The following is a 15450-nucleotide window of genomic DNA, read 5'->3' on the forward strand; positions in this document are numbered from 1 at the left end:
GACCCTACAGGAGCAGCCATGCAAGCCCATGAAACCCTCGTCAGCCAGCAGTTCGGCGCCACCGCCCGCGCCTACCTGGAAAGCGCGGTACACGCCCGCGGCCAGGACCTGGAGCGGCTGACAGCGCTGCTGGGCGCACGCCCGCGCGGCCGGGTGCTGGACATCGGCTGTGGCGGCGGCCACGCCAGCTTCGCCGCCGCGCCGGTGGCGGAGGAGGTGTGGGCCACCGACCTGTCGGCGGACATGCTGGCGGTAGTGGCCGAGGCCGCCCGCGAGCGCGGCTACGCCAACCTGCAGACCCAGCAGGCGGCGGCCGATCTGCTGCCTTTCGCCGATGCCGGTTTCGATGCGGTGGTCACCCGCATGAGCGCCCACCACTGGCGCGACGTGCCGGCCGCGCTGGGCGAGATCCGCCGGGTGCTGAAGCCGGACGGCGTGTTCCTGCTGATCGACATCGCCGGCGCCGAGGAGCCCCTGTGCGATACCTGGCTGCAAGGTATCGAGTTGCTGCGCGATCCCTCCCATGTGCGCAACCACACGCCCTCCGCCTGGCGGGCGATGCTGGATGCCGCCGGCTTCGAGCGCGGCGATGCCTGGCTGTGGCGGCTGCCGATCGCCTTCGAGCCCTGGATCGGCCGCATGCGCACGCCACTGGTGGCGGTGGAGGCGATACGCCACCTGTGGTCGCTGGCGCCGGCGGAGGTGAAGCAGCGCCACGCGGTGGCGGCGGACGGCAGCTTCGAGCTGGATGCGCTGATGATGGTGGCGACGCCGTCGCGGCGGGTGGATTGATAGGGCTGCGGGCGAGGTTGCTTGGAGTGGAGCCCGGTTAGCACCGACATAGCCCGGGGTGGGGGGGAGTTACTGCGGCAGCCCCGGTTCAGGCTTCTCCGCCCTCATAGCGAACCCCCACCCGCTTCACATTGCACAGCAACTCATAGGAGATGGTGTTGGCCGCCGCGGCGATGCGGTTCACCGGCACCTCCTTGCCCCACAGTTCAACCCGGCTGCCGATGCCGGCGGCGGGCAAGTGGGTGAGGTCCACCGTCAGCATGTCCATGGACACCCGGCCGATCAACCGGCTGGGCTGGCCGTCCACGGTGAGCGGCGTGCCGTCGGGCACGGTGCGGGGATAGCCGTCGGCGTAGCCCATGGCCACCAGGCCGACGCGGGTGGGCTGCTCGGCGACGAAGCGGGCGCCGTAGCCCAGCGGGGAGCCGGGTGGGATCTCGCGCACCGCGATCACCGCGCTCTCCAGCGTCATCACCGGGCGCAGCCCGTTGCCCTCCGCCGGCATCGGGTCGGCGCCGTACAGCAGGATGCCGGGGCGGGCCCAGTCGCGGTGGGCGTCCGGCCAGCCCAGCACCGCGGCGGAGTTGGCCAGGCTGCGCGGGCCGGGCAGCTCGCGGGTGGCGGCGTCGAATTCGGCGAGTTGCTCGGCGGTGGAGATCACCTGCGGTTCGTCGGCGCGGGCGAAGTGGGTCATCAGCGTGATGTCGCTCACCTTGCCGCTGGCCTGCAGGCGCTGCCAGGCCTGCGCCACCGCCGGGCCGACGAAGCCGGCGCGGTTCATGCCGCTGTTCACCTTCAGCCACACCGGCAGGGCCGCGGCCAGCGGCGCGGCTTCCAGCATGCGGATCTGGTCTTCGTGATGCACCACCTGCCACAGCCCCTGCTCGGCAACCGCGGCCAGCTCGGCGGCATCGAACACGCCCTCCAGCAGCAGGATGGGTTGGGTGATGCCGGCGGCGCGCAGCTCCAGTGCTTCGTCCAGGAAGGCTACCGCGTAGCCGTCCGCCTGGTCCGCCAGCGCCCAGGCGCAGCGCACCGCGCCGTGGCCGTAGGCGTTGGCCTTGACCACGGCGAGGGCGCGGCCGCCGTGGCGCTGGCGAGCAAGGCGGTAGTTGTGGCGGAGGGCGTCGAGGTCGATACGGGCGAGGGCGGGGCGCATGGAGCGGAAAGCGTCTAGAGCCGGCCCGCGATGGACCGGCGTTGGGGGAGAAGGAAGGGCGTGAGCGTGGATCAGACGGGCGAGAGGCCCATGGAACGGCGGCCTGCGGACGCTACTTTGCCATAACGGGCGAAAGCGAGATCGTCGTGGCGGATGGCGGGGCGCTTGCCGGCGACGAGGTCGGCCACCACCCGGCCGGAGCCGCAGGCCATGGTCCAGCCCAGGGTGCCGTGGCCGGTGTTGAGGTAGAGCTCCGGCCAGGCGGTGGCACCGACGATGGGCGTGCCGTCCGGCGTCATCGGCCGCAGCCCGGTCCAGAATTCGGCGGCGGGCAGGTCGCCGCAATCCGGGAAGAGGTCGCGCACCACCCTCTCCAGGGTTTCGCGGCGGCGCGGGTTGAGGCTGAGGTCGTAGCCAGCCAGCTCGGCCATGCCGCCCACCCGCAGGCGCTGGTCGAAGCGGGTGAGGGCGATCTTCCAGGTTTCGTCCAGCACGGTGGAAACCGGCGCGGCGTCGGCGTCGGTGAGCGGCACGGTGAGGGAATAGCCCTTCACCGGATACACCGGCAGGTCCAGCCCCAGCGGCCTGGCCAGGGCGCGGGAGTAGCTGCCGAGGGCGAGCACGTAGCGGTCGGCGCTCAGTACTTCGCCGCCGGCCAGGCGCACGCCGCGCAGCGCGCGGCTGTCGCTGGCGAGGCCCTGGATGTCCACGCCGTAGCGGAATTCCACGCCCAGCGCCTGGGCGCGTTCGGCGAGGCGCCGGGTGAAGAGGTGGCAGTCGCCGGTTTCGTCGTTGGGCAGGCGCAGGCCGCCGGTGAATTTGTCGCGCATCCGCGCTAGCGCCGGCTCGGCGGCAGCGACGCCGTCGCGGTCCAGCAGCTGGTAGGGCACGCCCAGCTCGGCCAGCACTGCCACGTCGCGGCCGGCGGCTTCGAGTTGCTCGGCGCTGCGGAACAGCTGCAGCGTGCCCAGGGCGCGTTCCTCGTAGTGCAGGTCGCTGGCGGCGCGCAGTTCGCGCAGGCAGTCGCGGCTGTATTCGGCCAGCCGCATCATGCGCGCCTTGTTTTCGGCGTAGCGGTCGGCGCGGCAGTTGCGCAGCATGGCGAGCATCCAGCGCAGCTGGAACAGGCTGCCGTCGGCGCGCAGGGCGAACGGCGCATGGCGCTGGGTGAGCCACTTCAGCGCCTTCAGCGGGATGCCGGGGGCGGCCCAGGGAGTGGAATAGCCGGGGGAAACCTGGCCGGCGTTGCCGTAGCTGGTTTCCAGGGCGGGGCCGGGCTGGCGGTCCAGCACGGTGACACGCAGGCCGTGGTTGGCGAGATACCACGCGGTGGTGGTGCCGACCACGCCGCTGCCGAGCACGATCACATGCATGGGAAAACTCCTGCGATAAGCGTGAATGGAATTACTAAAGTCTAGACGCCGTCAGGCAGTGTTTTTCGCTGAAGTACTGCTAGGATTTGGTGCTTATAACTGAAGGCGCCGGTCTGGCCGGATGGAGAGAGTGGAATGCGTGAGCTGGATCGCACCGACCGCAAGATCCTGGACATCCTGCAGCGGGAGGGCCGCATCGCGGTCACCGAGCTGGCGCAGCGCGTCGGCCTGTCCGCCACCCCCTGCGCCGAGCGGGTACGGCGGCTGGAGCGCGATGGCGTCATCACCGGCTACTACGCCCGCGTCGATCCGCGGGCGCTGGGCGTGCCGCTGCTGGTGTTCGTCGAGATCAAGCTGTCGGCCAAGTCCAACGACGTCTTCGACCGGGTGAAGAAGGAGCTGCAGTTCGTGCCGGAGGTGATGGAATGCCACCTGGTGTCCGGCGATTTCGACTACCTCATCAAGGCCCGGCTGGGCGAGATGGCGGACTACCGCCGCCTGCTCGGCAACATCCTGCTGAAGCTGCCGGCGGCGGCGGAATCGCGTAGCTATGTGGTGATGGAAGAAGTCAAGGAAAGCCTCTTCCTGCCGACCCTGACTTGACGCCCGGGCCGTCATTCCCCCGGCTATGCGGCTGCGGTATAGTCGGCGGTCGGAAAAAACCAGCTACCAGGGGGAACTTTTCATGATCGGCAGTGTTGCGAAGGGAATGAAGACGGGCTTGACCGTGCTGGCGGCGACGCTGGCCCTGGGGGCGTGCAAGACCCTGGAGACGACGCCGGCCGCGCCGCTGCAGCAGGGCTACACCTGCTGCAACCTGCACCACGAAGGCGACTGGATCAGCGACTCCAACTACGCCGGCCTGCCCATGGTGCCCGCCGGCACCCCGGTCAAGGTGCTGTCCTACGGCCGTTATCGCGCCCATGTGGACATGAACGGCAAGCCCTTCCGCCTCGGCCAGGACTATGGCCGCGAGCAGGAAAGCACCGAGAAGTGGGTGTCCAAGCTGGTGGTCACCGAAGATCCCAAGCTGAAGCTGGCGAGCTACCCGAAGGCGGTGCAGGAGGCGATCAAGGCCGGCCAGCTGATGAAGGGCATGACCAAGGAGCAGGTGATCATGTCGGTCGGTTATCCGCTGACCAACGAGAACCCCTCGCTGGACGCGCCCATCTGGCGCTACTGGCGTTCCAGCTTCGACGAATACCAGGTGGAGTGGGACAAGCAGGGCCGGGTGAAGAACATCGCCGCCCATCCCATGTCGCTGCCGCTGATCGAGTACAAGAAATGAGCGCCGCGGCCGAGGCGCCCTTCTCGCGGGTTCCCGGCGCGGCTTTGGAAGCGCCAGCGCCGCAGGCCTGCGACGTCCTGGTGATAGGCGGCGGGCCGGCCGGCTCCACCGTGGCCACGCTCCTTGCCCAGCGCGGCCACGCGGTGACCCTGCTGGAGAAATCCCACCATCCGCGCTTCCACATCGGTGAATCGCTGCTGCCGGCCAACCTGCCGCTGTTCGAGAAGCTGGGCGTGGCGGACGAGATCCGCGCCATCGGCATGGTGAAGCACTGCGCCGAGTTCGTTTCGCCGCACCACGACTGCAAGCAGATCTTCCATTTCGCGGAAGGCTGGGACGACCGCCTGCCTTACGCCTACCAGGTGCGCCGCTCCGAGTTCGATCATGTGCTGATACGCAATGCTGCAAGCAAGGGCGCGACCGTGGTGGAGGGCTGCCGAGTCAAGGAAGTGGATTTCGTCGGCGACGGCGCGGTGGTGCAGGCCGAGCATGAGGATGGCCGCCGCCAGCAATGGAACGCCCGCTTCGTCATCGACGCCTCCGGCCGCGACACCTTCATCGCCAACCGCCTGCGCGCCAAGCACCGCAATCCGAAGCACAACAGCTCGGCGCTGTACGGCCACTTCGATGGCGCCAAGCGCAACTGCGGCGAGGCGGAAGGCAACATCAGCATCTACTGGTTCGAGCACGGCTGGTTCTGGTTCATCCCGCTGGCCGACGGTGCCACCAGCGTGGGCGCGGTCACCTGGCCGTACTACATGAAGCAGCGCAACGGCCGCACGCTGGAGCGCTTCCTGCTCGACACCATCGCCCTGTGCCCGCCGCTGGCGGAAAGGCTGGCGGAGGCCACGCTGATGGCCGCGCCCGAGGCCACCGGCAACTTCTCCTACACCACCGACCACACCCACGGCGAGCGCTACATCCTGCTGGGCGACGCCTACGCCTTCATCGACCCGGTGTTCTCCTCCGGCGTCATGCTGGCGATGCAGAGCGCCTTCTTCGGCGCCGACGCGGTGGATACCTGCCTGCGCGAACCGGCCCAGTCGCGCGCTGCGCTGGCCCGCTTCGACAAAGGCGTCCGCCTCGGGCCGCGGGAGTTCTCCTGGTTCATCTACCGCATGACCAGCCCCACCATGCGCGATCTCTTCATGGGGCCGCGCAACCCGCTGCGGGTCAAGAACGCGCTGATCTCGCTGCTGGCCGGCGACATCTACGGCCGGGTGCCCATCCGCTTCTCCCTGGCGGCGTTCAAGGCCATCTACTACGTCAACGCGATCGGCAACTGGCGGCGGACCCTGGCGGCCTGGCGCATGCGCAGGCGCAACATCCTGCCTGTGGATGACGGCATGGCCGCTGGCGCATGACGGCTGCCGTGATGGAACACGGGGCCAGCGTTGCGGCCCCGGCTTTGCAGTTGCACTGGCCGCTGGCAGCGGACGTGGCGCTGGACCCGCATGACCTCGGCGCCCTGGTGTTCGGCGCCGGCCCTGGCCGTCATCCGGCCGGCGGGCCCATCCTGCAGGTGATGACGCCCGCGCTGGCGCCGGCGCGGCCCTGGCTGGCCGCCTGGCGCAGCCCCGCTCCGGTGCGTGCAGGCCGCCACGGCCGGGTGAACTACCGCTGCGCCGACGGCCTGCTGTTCGGCGTGGTGACCGTCGCCGAGGACGAATGGGACGAGGCCTCCACGCAAGAGGGCGCCCCGCAGCACCGCCTTCAACATGCGGCCGAACTCGCCTACCGCGAACTCTTCGGCACCCTGGATGCGCTGGCCCATCCCCATCTGCTGCGCGTCTGGAACTACCTGCCGCACATCAACGCGGAAGAAGGCGGCGAGGAGCGCTACCGCCAGTTCAACGCCGGCCGCCAGGCCGCCTTCGCCGCCCACGGCCGCACGCTGACCGGCGAAGTGCCGGCCGCCTGTGCGCTGGGCGTCGGCGGTGGGCCGCTGGCCATCGCCTTCCTGGCGGCAACGCAGCCTGCGCTGGCGGTGGAGAATCCGCGCCAGGTGGCGGCCTACGACTATCCGCCGGAGTATGGCCGGCGCAGTCCCACCTTCGCCCGTGCCGCGCTGGCCCGCCACGGCGGCCAGCGCTTGCTTTTCGTGTCCGGCACCGCCAGCATCGTCGGCCACCGCAGCTTGCATGCCGGCGACGTCGTCGCCCAGACCCGCGAAACGCTGGCCAACATCGACGCCCTGCTGGCCGAGGCCGCGCGGCTGGCGCCCGAAGCCGGCTTCCGCGCCGGAGACCTGGCTTACGTCGCCTACCTGCGCCGGCCGCAGGATCTGCCGAAGGTTCGCGCCGAAGTGGAGCGCCACCTGGGCGCCGATGCCGCCATTGCCTATGTCCAGGCCGACGTCTGCCGCGCCGACCTGCTGGTCGAGATCGAGGCCAGCGGCGGCCACCCGATGGAGTTCCGTTGTCGATGAGTTCAAGCGCCCGCCGTTTTTCCCGCCTCCTGCTGACGGCCCTTGGGGTGGCGACCGCCGGCGCGGCGGCAGCAGCCGAGCGCCCGCTGTGGGAACTTGGCCTGGGGGTGGGCGCGGTGTCCTTTCCCGACTACCGCGGCGCCGACGAGCGCAGCACCTATGTGCTGCCGGCGCCCTACGTGGTCTATCGCGGCGAATTCCTTAAGGCCGACCGCGACGGCGTGCGCGGCGTGTTCTTCGAGAGCGACCGCGTCGAACTCAACTTCAGCGCCGCCGCCTCGGTGCCGGTGGACAGCGACGGCAACAAGGCCCGCCGCGGCATGCCGGACCTCAAGCCCACGGTGGAATTCGGCCCTTCGCTGGACCTCACCCTGTGGCGCGCGCCGGATCGCAGCGCCAAGCTGGATTTCCGCCTGCCGGTGCGGGCCGCCTACGCGGTGATCGGCGGCGTGAAACGCGTCGGCCTGGTGTCCACGCCCACCCTCAACCTCGACCTGCGCGATCCCCTCGGCCAGCACGGCTGGAACCTCGGCCTGCTGGCCGGCCCGGTGTTCGGCGATGCCCGCCAGCACCGCTACTTCTACGACGTTGCCCCGGAGCACGCCACGCCTGGCCGCGAGACCTACCGCGCCAAGGGCGGCTACGGCGGCAGCCAGTTCCTCGCCGCGCTGTCCAAGCGCTACGACAACTACTGGGTGGGTGCCTTCGTGCGTTACGACAACCTGCGCGGCGCGGTCTTCGACGACAGCCCGTTGGTGAAGCGCGACCAGAGCTGGGCGGCCGGCTTTGCCATCGCCTGGATCATCGGCGAATCCGCCACCCGGGTGCAGGTGAATGACTGAAATCCGGCCGCACCGTCCCGCGGCGCGACAGCCGTCGGGACAGGGCGGGCCCGCACTCGCCCTGGCGTCCGGAGGCTGCCGGTGAAGCGCGCGCTGCCGGGCTGGTACGCCTCCTTCTGCCTCTATGCCGGGCTGGGCGCGCTCGGCCTGCTCTGCCTTGCCTGGCTGCCCTTCGCCATCGTGCTGCATCCGCTGCTGCCGGCGCGGCTGGGGCGCAGGCTGGGGCGCGGCGTCATCACCGCCGCCTTCCGCTTCTACCTCTTCATCCTCACCGCCCTCGGCGCCTGCCGCTTCGAGTTCGAGGGCGTGGACGAACTGCGCGACGCGGGCCCGCTCATCCTCGCGCCCAATCACCCCTGCCTGCTGGACGCGGTGATGGTGATCTCCCGCCTGCCGGACGTCGCCTGCGTGATGAAGGCGGCGCTGATGAAGAACCTCTTCCTCGGAGCCGGCGCCCGGCTGGCGCGCTACATCCCCAACGGCAAGCCGCTGGGCATGGTGATGGCCGCCTGCGAGGACCTTGCCGCCGGCAGCCAGCTGCTGATCTTCCCCGAAGGCACCCGCACGGTGGTTGCGCCGCTCAACCCGCTGCTGCCCAGCGTGGCGCTGATCTCCCGTCGCGCCCGGGTGCCGGTGCAGACGCTGATCATAGAAACCGACTCCGCCTACCTCGCCAAGGGCTGGCCGCTGTTCCGCCGCCCGCCCATGCCCATCCGCTACCGGGTGCGCGCCGGCCGCCGCTTTCCGCCGGCTACCGAGACCGCCGGCTTCGTCGCCGAACTGGATGCCTACTTCCGCGCCGAGCTGGCCGAGGCCGAGCTGGTGCCGCCGGTGTTCCAGCCGGGCTGAATCGGGTACCCTCGCCGGCCGTCGCGCCTTCCCTGTCCGCCATGCGTTCCACCGTCACTCCCCCGCCGTCCGCCACCCACCTGGTGCTCATTCCCAGCTACAACCCGGGGCCCAAGGTGTTCGACACCGTGACGGCGGCGCGCGCGCGGTGGAATCCGGTTTGGGTGGTGGTGGATGGCAGTACCGACGGCACCGCCGAGGAACTGCAGCGCCTGGCCGGGGAGGACGCCGGCCTGCGGGTGCTGGTGCTGCCGCACAACTGCGGCAAGGGTGCGGCGGTGCTGCACGGCCTGGACGAGGCGGCGCGCCTGGGTTTCACCCATGCGCTGACGATGGACTCCGACGGCCAGCATCCTGCCGGGCTCATTCCGCAATTCATGGCCGAATCGGCCGCCGCGCCGGCGCGCATGATCCTCGGCCGGCCGGTGTTCGATGCCAGCGCGCCGCTGCTGCGGGTGCGCGGGCGCAAGGTGTCCAACGCCTGGGCCAACCTGGAGACGCTGTGGGTGGGCATAGGCGATTCGCTGTACGGCTTCCGCGTCTATCCCATCGCGCCGCTGCAGAAGGTGATGCGCGGCCAGCGCTGGATGCGCCGCTTCGATTTCGATCCGGAAGCGGTGGTGCGCCTGGCCTGGCGCGGCGTGCGGCCGGTGAACGTGGATGCGCCGGTGAAGTACTTCAGCGCGGAGGAGGGCGGCGTGTCGCACTTCAATTACCTGCGCGACAACGCCCTGCTGACCTGGATGCATACCCGCCTCTTCCTCGGCTTCCTGCTGCGCCTGCCGCTGCTGCTGCTGCGCCGCCTGGGCGGGAGCTGAAAAGCCGGCGGCGCCTCGCTGGGCGCCGCCGTGGTCCTGCCCGCTGCTGATTTTCCGGGAGACAGAAAGCGCGCTCAGAGCCCCAGCATCAGCTTGAGGTTCTGCACCGCCGCGCCGCTGGCGCCCTTGCCAAGGTTGTCCAGCCGGGCGATGGCGACGGCGTGGCGCTCCGCCTCGTTGGCGAACACACGGATTTCCAGCTGGTTGGTGTTGTTCAGCGCCAATGCGTCCAGCTTGCCGTCTTCGGTCGGCGGCAGCACCTTCACGAAGTTCTCCGCGGTGTTGCTGCTGGCGTAGTGCGCGCTGTAGGTGGCCTGCAGGTCGGCGGCGGTCGGCTTGCCGGGCAGGGCGTCCAGGTGCAGCGGCAGGTTCACCAGCATGCCCTGGCGGAAGTTGCCCACCGCCGGAATGAACAGCGGGCGGCAGCTCAGCCCGGTGTACTTCATGATTTCCGGGATGTGCTTGTGCTTGAGGCCCAGCGCGTAGCTCTCGTACAGCGGCGCGGTGCCGGCCTCATAGGCTTCGATCATGGGCCGGCCACCGCCGGAGTAACCGCTGACGGAAGGCAGCGAGATGGGGAAATCCTTGGGCAGCAGGCCGGCATCCACCAGCGGGCGTACCAGCGCGATGGCGCCGGTGGCGTAGCAGCCGGGGTTGGCGACGCGCTCCGCCTTCGCCACCGCTTCCGCCTGGCCGGGCACCAGCTCCGGGAAGCCATACACCCAGCCCGGGGCGATGCGGTGGGCGGTGGAGGCGTCGATGATGCGCGGGCGCTTGCCTTGCAGGCCGTCGATCAACGCCACGGATTCGCGCGCCGCGTCGTCGTGCAGGCAGAGGATCACCAGGTCCACGCCAGCCATCAACTCGCGCTTGGCGGCGACGTCCTTGCGCAGCTCGGGGGCGATGGAGACGAGTTCGAGCTGCGGCATCTGCTGCAGCTGTTCGCGGATTTGCAGGCCGGTGGTGCCGGCTTCGCCGTCGATGAAAACCTTGGGCATGTCAGTTCCTGATCGTTGAAGCGGGTTCAAACCGGAGAGGTTTGGACGTGTGCAGTGCCGGCGAATTCAGTGTCACCGCCCTGGCACCGCTTTATTGTGCCGAATGGCCGCGCCGCAGTCTTGCTCACTCGCGCACCGCCGGCGGCAGTTTATGGCCAATTTTCGGCAGCCACAGGCGCAGGCAGGGCGTGGTCACCACCGTGCTGGCGATGGCCATGATCACCAGCATGGTGAAGACCTGCGGCGAGATCACACCGAGGTCGTAGCCGACGTTGATGACGATGAGCTCCATCAGCGCGCGGGTGTTCATCATGATGCCGAGCAGGCTGGCCTCGTGGTGGCCCAGGCCGCAGCGGCGGGCGGCGAGGTAGGAGCCGCCGAACTTGCCCACCGTGGCCAGTGCCACCACCAGCGCACACCATCCCCAGGCGGCCGCCGAATCCAGGCTGCCGACGTCGGTGCGCAGGCCGGTGTAGGTGAAGAAGATGGGCAGGAAGAACACGGTGACGAAGTGGCCCACGCGGGTGTTCCAGGCTTCGCGCAGTTCGTGCTCGTCGTGCAGGATCACCCCCATCAGGAAGCCGCCGAAGATGGCGAAGATGCCCAGCTGATAGGTGGTCATGCCGGCGAGGAAGATCAGCGCCAGCAGCGCGCCCATCAGGTTGGGCGGGAAATGGCCGCGGCTGGGGCGGCTGTGGCGCACCAGGCGCTTCACCAGCGGCCGCAGCACCAGCCAGGCGAAGGCGAAGAAGGCCAGCACCAGCGCCACCTTGGTGGCGAAGGCCAGCGGCTCGAAGTGGGACACCGCCAGCGTGGACACCAGCGCCAGCAGCAACCAGCCGACCACGTCGTTGATCGCCGCCGCGCTGATGGCGATCACGCCCAGCGCCGTCCGGCTGAGCTGGAACTCGATCATGATGCGGCCGAGGATGGGCAACGCGGTGATGGAGAAGGCGGTGGCGACGAACAGCCCCGCCGCCAGCGGCGACACCCCGGGCGGCGCCAGCAGCGGCGCGGTGTACCAGCCGAAACCCAGGCCCAGCATGAAGGGCAGCGCCAGCCCGGCGCTGGCCACCCACAGCACGGTGCGCTGGTGCTTGCGCTCGCGCAGGTGGCCGAAGTCGAACTCCAGGCCGATCTGGAACATCAGTAGCAGCAGGCCGATCTGCGACAGGATCTGCATCGGCTCGCCGGAGGCGCTGCGGAACACCAGGGCGAAGAGATCCGGCGCCAGCCAGCCGAACAGCGAAGGCCCGAGCAGGATGCCGGTGATGATTTCGCCCACCGCGGGCGACTGGCCGCAGCGCAGCGCCAGCGCGCCGCCGGCGCGGGCGGCGAGGATGATGACGGCCAACTGCAGCAGGGTGAAGAACAGCAGCGCCTCGCTGCGATGCACGGCCACGGCGTGCAGGGCGTCGGCGGTCTGGCTCATCGGGTGTCCTTGGGGTTCGGCCGGGGCTGTCGGGGGCGCCCGGCTGGGTTGGGGAAGTGTGGGTGTGGCGGCCGGCGACGCGGCGGCAAGCGTCGCCCTGCCGGCTTCAGATCATGCCGCCGTTGATCGAGATGATCTGGCCGGTGATGTAGGCCGCCCGCGGCGAGGCGAGGAAGGCAACCAGGTCGGCCACTTCCTCAGGCTGGCCGGCGCGGCCCAGCGGCACCAGCCGCTTCACCGCGTCGGCATCGAAAGCGCCTTCGCTCATCGCGGTGTCTATGATCCCCGGCGCCACCGCGTTCACCGTGATGCCGCGGCTGGCCAGCTCGAGCGCCAGCGACTTGGTCGCCGAATGCAGTGCGCCCTTGGCGGCGGCGTAGTTCACCTGGCCGCGGTTGCCTGCCAGCGCCGCCACCGAGGTGATGTTGATGATGCGGCCCCAGCGGGTGCGCACCATGGGCAGCGTCAGCGGCTGGGTGAGGTTGAAGAAGCCGTTGAGGCTTACGTCCAGCACCTTGTGCCACTGGGCGGCGGACATGCCGGGGAAGACGGCGTCGTCATGCACGCCGGCGTTGTTCACCAGCACCTGCACCGGGCCGGCGGCGAGGAGGGTTTCCACCGCGGCGGCGGTGGCTGCGGCATCGGTGAGGTCGAAGGCGAGCGCCTCGGCGCTGCCGCCGGCGTGGCGGATGCCTTCCGCCACCGCTTCGGCGGCGGCCAGATTGCGGTTGGCGTGCACCAGGACGTGCAGGCCGTCTTCGGCGAGGCGGCGGCAGATGGCGCGGCCTATGCCGCCGCTGCCGCCGCTGACCAGGGCGCGTTTGTTCATGTGGCGCTTTCCTGTGTTGCTGGCTTTGTCGTTATGGGCGGGGGCCGCAGGCGGCTCAGGCCACGCTCAGCACCACCGAGGCGCGGCCGCGCAGCAGCGGCCGGCCGCCGGCGGAGAGGGTGAAGGCGTAGAGCAGGGCGCGGTCGTCGGCTGAAAGGCATTCGGCGTCCACCTGCAGATCGTCGGCGATGTCGTCCAGCCGGCTCACCAGGCACTCCACCGCGCGGGCGCTGCCCAGCATGCCGGGGCGGGACGAGGCGCAGGCCGCGCCGCCGGCGCGCAGCGCGCCATGCACCGCCATCGCCTGGGCGGCGTATTCGATGCCGGTGAGCGCGCCCAGGCGGCCACCGGCGCGCAGCGGGTTGGCGGGGTCGCGGTGGCTCACCGCGCGGCAGCGGATGCGCTCCGGGCTCCAGCTCTCCACCGCGTCCAGCAGGCACATGCTGCCCTGGTGCGGCACATGGGCGGCGATCCAGGCGTGGTCCAGCGGTGTGGCTTCGGTCTGGGCCTGGGTCACGGCGTCACATCCACCGCCAGCGCCAGGCCGTCCAGGTACTCGAGCACGCTGGTGCCGGCTTCCCCGCGCGCCAGGCGGGCGAGCAGCGGCAGCGCGCGGGCGGCGGGCACGTCGCGGCGCAGGGCGTCCAGCGCCGGGTCGGCCAGGCTGTCGCAGGCGCAGCAGGTGAAGCCGGCCAGGGCAAGGCGCGGCAGCACCTGAGTGCCGTGGCTGTCCGGCGTCAGCAGCAGCGCGGTGGCGAAGGCCGCGCCCTGCGGCCGGACGGCGCCCAGCGGCTCCGGGTAGGGCAGGTCGTAAGCGATCAGCAGCACCGGCGCCGCGCTGGCGCGCAGTTGCGAGAGCGCCTCCACCAGCCCGGCGGCGAAGCTGCCGTCGTAAGCGGAGACGATGGTGGACGCGGCCTGCGCGCCGGTGGCGATGCCCCAGTAGCCGGAAGCGGCGTTGTTCACCGAGTTGTGGAAGCGGGTAGGCGAGATCAGCCGGTCGCCGCTTGCCAGCGCTTCGCAGATGGCGTGGCAGTTGGCGCCGTCGCCGCCCGAGGAGGCGAACACCGTCGCCAGCGTGGCGGCGTCGGCGCCGCCGGCGGCGACGGCCTGCAGGCCGGCGGCCAGCGCCAGGCGGACGACGTTGCCGACGCGGCGGCGTTCAGCCGGCGGCAGGCTTTCGGGCGCCGGCATGGGTGTGGCGGTCGGCGTCCACGGCGCGCCGGCGAGCACCGCACGGGCGGCGGCCCAGTCGGCCAGGCCGGGGCCGAGTACGCCGATGCCGGCGATGTGGGCGGACAGGGGCTGGTAGAGCGTCATTTGCGGGCGCCCTCCACTGCGGCGAGGCGGCCGAACAGCAGGCTGCAGTTGGTGCCGCCGAAGCCGAAGGAATTGCTCAGCACGTGCTGCAGCGACGCTCGCCGCGGCCCACATTCATAGCGCAGCGCCAGCGCGGGATCGAGCGCGCGGGTGCCAGGGCTGCCGGGGATCAGGCCGTCGGCCAGGGCGAGGGCGCCGAACACCGCCTCCAGCGCGCCGGCCGCGCCCAGGGTGTGGCCGGTGGCGCCCTTGGTGGAGCTGGCGGGCACGCGGTCGCCGAACAGGGCTTGCACCGCCTTGCCCTCGGCGGCGTCGTTGCTGGGGGTGCCGGTGCCGTGCAGGTTGATGTAGTCGATGGCGTCCGCCTCCAGCGCGGCGCTGGCGAGGGCCTGCTCCATCGCCTGGCGGGCGCCGCGGCCTTCGGGATGTGGCGAGGACATGTGGTAGGCGTCGCTGGATTCGCCGCTGCCGAGCAGCAGTACGGTATCGCCCTCGGGCGCGGCGGAGGGGCGCTCCAGCAATGCGAAGGCGGCCGCCTCGCCGATGGAGATGCCCTTGCGCGCGGCGTCGTAGGGGCGGCAGGGTTCGGCGGCGACCAACTCCAGCGAGTTGAAACCGTACAGCGTGGTCAGGCACAGCGAGTCGACGCCGCCGACGATGGCCGCATCCACCAGCCCGGCCTCGATCAGCCGGGCGGCACTGGCGAACACCTTGGCGCTAGAGGAGCAGGCGGTGGAACTGACCCAGGCCGGACCGCGGGCACCGGTCAATTCGCGGGTGAATTCCGCCACCGAGTAGATGTTGTGCGTGCCGCGATAGTCGAACCCCGGCGGCAGCGCCCCGGTGGCCGGATCGCGCTGGCGATAGGCGAGCTCGGTTTCCAGGATGCCGGAGGTGCTGGTGCCCAGCAGCACCGCCACCCGGTGCGCACCGTAGCGGGCGACGGCGGCGCGGGCGGCGTCGAGGAAGCCGTCCTGCTGCAGGCCGAGCAGCGCCAGGCGGTTGTTGCGGCAGTCGTAGGCGGCCAGCTGCGGTGGCAGGGCGACTTCCTCTACACCGGCGACGCGGCCTATCCAGGTGTCCAGCGCGACCGTCTCGAAATCACAGGGCGTGAGTCCGCTGCGGCCGGCGGCCAGGGCCGCGCGGGTGGCGGCCAGGCCGGCACCCAGGCAGCTGGTGGCGGTGTAGCGGGAAAGGGCGAGCGGGCTCAAGCGGTGGAATCCAGGGTGAATGGGGCGGATTCTAACCCGGATGCCTGCTGGCTCCGGCATCTGCCGTCGGGCTGACGGGCTGCTGTGGCGGGGTTTTTCGTGGCGGAACCG

16 protein-coding genes are annotated in these 15450 nt (G+C 70.6%); 8 read left to right on the forward strand and 8 right to left on the reverse strand.

The window, feature by feature from the left end:
- The first annotated feature begins 18 nt into the window (after positions 1–18).
- The gene (locus tag C7389_RS19765; RefSeq protein WP_133594382.1) at positions 19–792 is read left to right on the forward strand and encodes a class I SAM-dependent methyltransferase; all 774 of its coding nucleotides are present in this window, start codon (positions 19–21) and stop codon (positions 790–792) included.
- An 88-nt stretch (positions 793–880) separates the two neighbouring features.
- Here C7389_RS19765 and alr read toward each other — a convergent pair whose 3' ends face one another.
- Together alr and C7389_RS19775 are read right to left on the reverse strand one after the other, a co-directional pair.
- Complete coding sequence (gene alr, locus C7389_RS19770) at positions 881–1951, reverse strand: alanine racemase (RefSeq protein ID WP_133594383.1); 1071 nt, start codon at positions 1949–1951, stop codon at positions 881–883.
- A 71-nt stretch (positions 1952–2022) separates the two neighbouring features.
- A complete protein-coding gene (locus C7389_RS19775; RefSeq protein ID WP_133594384.1) occupies positions 2023–3324 on the reverse strand; it encodes a D-amino acid dehydrogenase in 1302 nt (433 codons plus the stop codon).
- 135 nt (positions 3325–3459) lie between these two features.
- On the opposite strand from C7389_RS19775, the gene C7389_RS19780 reads away from it, so the two are divergent.
- From C7389_RS19780 to C7389_RS19810, 7 genes are all read left to right on the forward strand, one after another.
- On the forward strand, positions 3460–3927 hold the full coding sequence (locus C7389_RS19780) for a winged helix-turn-helix transcriptional regulator (RefSeq protein WP_133594385.1): 468 nt from the start codon (positions 3460–3462) through the stop codon (positions 3925–3927).
- A 106-nt stretch (positions 3928–4033) separates the two neighbouring features.
- Positions 4034–4612 (forward strand): hypothetical protein, encoded by a 579-nt coding sequence (locus C7389_RS19785; RefSeq protein WP_211168450.1) that lies wholly within the window; start codon positions 4034–4036, stop codon positions 4610–4612.
- Positions 4609–5976, forward strand: coding sequence for an NAD(P)/FAD-dependent oxidoreductase (locus C7389_RS19790; RefSeq protein ID WP_133594386.1), 1368 nt, complete (start codon positions 4609–4611; stop codon positions 5974–5976). Before C7389_RS19785 ends, C7389_RS19790 begins: the two co-directional genes overlap by 4 nt.
- Positions 5973–7040 carry a chorismate transformation FkbO/Hyg5 family protein gene (locus C7389_RS19795; protein ID WP_246034905.1) on the forward strand — a complete coding sequence of 356 codons (1068 nt, stop codon included), beginning with the start codon at positions 5973–5975 and terminating at the stop codon, positions 7038–7040. Before C7389_RS19790 ends, C7389_RS19795 begins: the two co-directional genes overlap by 4 nt.
- The gene (locus tag C7389_RS19800) at positions 7037–7882 is read left to right on the forward strand and encodes a MipA/OmpV family protein (protein ID WP_133594387.1); all 846 of its coding nucleotides are present in this window, start codon (positions 7037–7039) and stop codon (positions 7880–7882) included. The genes C7389_RS19795 and C7389_RS19800 overlap by 4 nt, the downstream gene beginning before the upstream one ends.
- Positions 7883–7963: 81 nt before the next feature.
- The gene (locus C7389_RS19805; protein WP_133594388.1) at positions 7964–8731 is read left to right on the forward strand and encodes a lysophospholipid acyltransferase family protein; all 768 of its coding nucleotides are present in this window, start codon (positions 7964–7966) and stop codon (positions 8729–8731) included.
- Positions 8732–8772: 41 nt separating this feature from the next.
- The gene (locus C7389_RS19810) at positions 8773–9549 is read left to right on the forward strand and encodes a glycosyltransferase family 2 protein (protein WP_133594389.1); all 777 of its coding nucleotides are present in this window, start codon (positions 8773–8775) and stop codon (positions 9547–9549) included.
- Between the two features lie 74 nt (positions 9550–9623).
- Here C7389_RS19810 and argC read toward each other — a convergent pair whose 3' ends face one another.
- The 6 genes from argC to C7389_RS19840 all read right to left on the reverse strand — a co-directional run bounded on the left by argC (position 9624) and on the right by C7389_RS19840 (position 15339).
- Positions 9624–10547, reverse strand: a complete 924-nt coding sequence (gene argC, locus C7389_RS19815) for an N-acetyl-gamma-glutamyl-phosphate reductase (RefSeq protein WP_133594390.1) — start codon at positions 10545–10547, stop codon at positions 9624–9626.
- Between the two features lie 124 nt (positions 10548–10671).
- A complete protein-coding gene (locus tag C7389_RS19820) occupies positions 10672–11979 on the reverse strand; it encodes a cation:proton antiporter (RefSeq protein WP_133594391.1) in 1308 nt (435 codons plus the stop codon).
- 106 nt (positions 11980–12085) lie between these two features.
- Positions 12086–12808, reverse strand: coding sequence for a 3-oxoacyl-ACP reductase FabG (fabG, locus tag C7389_RS19825; RefSeq protein ID WP_133594392.1), 723 nt, complete (start codon positions 12806–12808; stop codon positions 12086–12088).
- A 55-nt stretch (positions 12809–12863) separates the two neighbouring features.
- Entirely contained in the window at positions 12864–13325 is a 462-nt protein-coding gene (locus C7389_RS19830) for a hotdog family protein (protein WP_133594393.1), read from the reverse strand.
- Complete coding sequence (locus C7389_RS19835; RefSeq protein WP_133594394.1) at positions 13322–14128, reverse strand: beta-ketoacyl synthase chain length factor; 807 nt, start codon at positions 14126–14128, stop codon at positions 13322–13324. The genes C7389_RS19830 and C7389_RS19835 overlap by 4 nt, the downstream gene beginning before the upstream one ends.
- Complete coding sequence (locus tag C7389_RS19840; protein ID WP_246034906.1) at positions 14125–15339, reverse strand: beta-ketoacyl-[acyl-carrier-protein] synthase family protein; 1215 nt, start codon at positions 15337–15339, stop codon at positions 14125–14127. Before C7389_RS19840 ends, C7389_RS19835 begins: the two co-directional genes overlap by 4 nt.
- Between the last annotated feature and the right edge of the window lie 111 nt (positions 15340–15450).

This window comes from Azoarcus indigens (genome assembly GCF_004361735.1).
Lineage (GTDB): Bacteria > Pseudomonadota > Gammaproteobacteria > Burkholderiales > Rhodocyclaceae > Azoarcus > Azoarcus indigens.

What these genes read in the sequence shown, in the direction of transcription:
- C7389_RS19765 (WP_133594382.1), top strand. Translation starts at nt 19, where the DNA reads ATGCAAGCCCATGAAACCCTCGTCAGCCAGCAGTTCGGCGCCACCGCC.
- alr (WP_133594383.1), bottom strand. Translation starts at nt 1,951, where the DNA reads ATGCGCCCCGCCCTCGCCCGTATCGACCTCGACGCCCTCCGCCACAAC.
- C7389_RS19775 (WP_133594384.1), bottom strand. Translation starts at nt 3,324, where the DNA reads ATGCATGTGATCGTGCTCGGCAGCGGCGTGGTCGGCACCACCACCGCG.
- C7389_RS19780 (WP_133594385.1), top strand. Translation starts at nt 3,460, where the DNA reads ATGCGTGAGCTGGATCGCACCGACCGCAAGATCCTGGACATCCTGCAG.
- C7389_RS19785 (WP_211168450.1), top strand. Translation starts at nt 4,034, where the DNA reads ATGAAGACGGGCTTGACCGTGCTGGCGGCGACGCTGGCCCTGGGGGCG.
- C7389_RS19790 (WP_133594386.1), top strand. Translation starts at nt 4,609, where the DNA reads ATGAGCGCCGCGGCCGAGGCGCCCTTCTCGCGGGTTCCCGGCGCGGCT.
- C7389_RS19795 (WP_246034905.1), top strand. Translation starts at nt 5,973, where the DNA reads ATGACGGCTGCCGTGATGGAACACGGGGCCAGCGTTGCGGCCCCGGCT.
- C7389_RS19800 (WP_133594387.1), top strand. Translation starts at nt 7,037, where the DNA reads ATGAGTTCAAGCGCCCGCCGTTTTTCCCGCCTCCTGCTGACGGCCCTT.
- C7389_RS19810 (WP_133594389.1), top strand. Translation starts at nt 8,773, where the DNA reads ATGCGTTCCACCGTCACTCCCCCGCCGTCCGCCACCCACCTGGTGCTC.
- argC (WP_133594390.1), bottom strand. Translation starts at nt 10,547, where the DNA reads ATGCCCAAGGTTTTCATCGACGGCGAAGCCGGCACCACCGGCCTGCAA.
- C7389_RS19820 (WP_133594391.1), bottom strand. Translation starts at nt 11,979, where the DNA reads ATGAGCCAGACCGCCGACGCCCTGCACGCCGTGGCCGTGCATCGCAGC.
- fabG (WP_133594392.1), bottom strand. Translation starts at nt 12,808, where the DNA reads ATGAACAAACGCGCCCTGGTCAGCGGCGGCAGCGGCGGCATAGGCCGC.
- C7389_RS19835 (WP_133594394.1), bottom strand. Translation starts at nt 14,128, where the DNA reads ATGACGCTCTACCAGCCCCTGTCCGCCCACATCGCCGGCATCGGCGTA.